This is a genomic window from Flavobacterium sp. (genome assembly GCF_029242675.1).
GTDB lineage: Bacteria > Bacteroidota > Bacteroidia > Flavobacteriales > Flavobacteriaceae > Flavobacterium.
In genome coordinates, this window is the sequence record NZ_JAQWTM010000083.1 from 1 (window position 1) to 1,964 (window position 1,964).

At 33.0% G+C, this 1,964-nt stretch carries 2 protein-coding genes; one reads left to right on the forward strand and one right to left on the reverse strand.

Annotated elements, in window-relative coordinates; genetic code table 11:
• Positions 1 to 896, reverse strand: an 896-nt coding sequence (locus P8M54_RS03245; RefSeq protein WP_300285086.1) for an IgGFc-binding protein, incomplete at its 3' end; no start/stop codon positions are given.
• A gap of 347 nt (positions 897 to 1,243) precedes the next feature.
• Between P8M54_RS03245 and P8M54_RS03250 the strand changes: the two genes are divergently transcribed.
• A complete protein-coding gene (locus P8M54_RS03250) occupies positions 1,244 to 1,744 on the forward strand; it encodes a pyridoxamine 5'-phosphate oxidase family protein (RefSeq protein ID WP_300285089.1) in 501 nt (166 codons plus the stop codon).
• Positions 1,745 to 1,964 lie beyond the last annotated feature (220 nt).

Below are 1,964 nucleotides of genomic sequence, written 5' to 3' on the forward strand. Positions count from 1 at the left end.
TTTACAAAAATATCAGTTCCGTTTTGAGTTCCTATTATTATAGGAAATTCAGTTTCGTTAGTTCCGTTTCCACGTACAAATACATAATCTCGACCTACAATGTCTTGAGGTACGGGTTGATCTATGGCTGCATCTCTTGAGCCGCTTCCGGTTCGTATTCCTACGTTCAATCCACCATTACTAATAGCAATTTTTTTATCAGCTGTTATCGTCGCGCCTAACCAACCGTCAATGTTGGCATTAGTTTGATTTTTTAAAGCTTCAACAACATAAGATTGCCCTGCATTTAAGGTGATATCTATTGTGTTACTAGTAATCCCTCCAGCAGCATTGCCTAATCTAAATTCACAATCTGGGTCGTAACCACTTATGGTGACAGTCGTATTGTCTTCTGTTGCCATTATTCCTAAAGTAGTAGTTAAATTTGCGTTGTTGGCTCGATTTGGAATTCCTCCCCACTTGAATTTTAAACCTAATGCTTGCCTCCCTTTTGATGTTAAAGATGTGGCTTGTGCAGAAGATCGACCTCTATAGTTAACATAGAATTTTTGACCTCCAGGAGCAAAGAAACGAAGTCCACTATTACTCAATATAATTCCGGTATTAGAATTTGTAACAAGCGAAATATTATTATCTCCGCTGGCTAGAGAATAGGTTACAGGTGCCGCGTTAGAAATTGTGAGTGTCGCTACAGGACTTGTCGCAGTTCCTTCAAAAACTTGTACGGTAAACGACGCAGTTTCTGGAGTAGAGAGGTAGTAAGCTTGCTGTTGTACTGCTTGATTATTTGACACTTGTTTTAATGGTGGCAAATAATGCAAATCACTTAATTGTGAGTATGCAGTATGGACAAAAAGAAATAATAGTAATGTTATAAGAGAGTATTTCTTTATCATATAGGTGGTTTAATTTTATTGATGAAAATTTAAAAATGGTAATATTTCCTTAAAATACGATAAAAATATCATACTTTAAAACATTATAGATCAAAGGTAAGTATTTTCAGTTAAAATAATTTAACAAAACTTTAAGAATTTACGCTTGTTCTACAAATCGCCGCGCATTTCTTAAAAGGAACCCAGAGTAAGTCATGTAACTTAAATTCCAAAACATAAACGAATCTAAAATTCTATTTTGTAAGATTTTATGAAACATTTTCAAGATTATAATGAATCGATAGTTTATTAGGCCTTGTACTTTACCTTTAATAAAAAATAGAATTGAAACCTATAAATAAACTATTATGAGCACTAAAAATTTATTTAGCGATGAGGCTAAACAGAAGATAAAAGATCTAGCAACCGAAATTGATTTTGCAATGTTTGCAAGTGGATTAAAGGAATACCCAATACATATGGTACCAATGAGTACTAAAAAAGTAGACGAGGAAGGTTTGATTTGGTTTTTAAGCAATAGAAATAGCCAGCACAACCAGAACATCAATTTAAATAGTGCAATGCATTTAGTGTATTCTGATGCAAGCAAAATGAAATTTTTAAATGTATTTGGTCAGGCAAGTATTACCACCAACTTCGAAATTATAAAAGAATTATATAAGAGCACAGATGATGCTTGGTTTGATGGTGTAAATGACCCCAACATTACTGCGATTTCTGTACGTCCTGATCAGGCATTCTACTGGGATCCTAAAAATAACACTCTTGTTACTTTACTTAAAATGGGAATGGGAGCAATTACTGGCGATGAGCCAGACTTGATGGATCAAGGAGAATTAAATATATAATAAAAAAAGCATCAATTTAATTGATGCTTTTTTTATGCTTTAAAAATACCAACAGCATGGTTTAAACGATTATATATTCAAAATTCTATATCTTGAGGATTAGATGTAGTCTTTAAAATTACACAATTTGATCAAGCCGCTGGTATGTAATTATTCTATTTTATCATTTGTAATCGTTCCATTAACTATTCTAAACAAAGATAATGGGTTGTCATTTTGC

Bases quoted from the DNA above. Each gene is read 5' to 3' on its own strand.
- P8M54_RS03250 (WP_300285089.1), top strand. From the start codon at position 1,244: ATGAGCACTAAAAATTTATTTAGCGATGAGGCTAAACAGAAGATAAAA.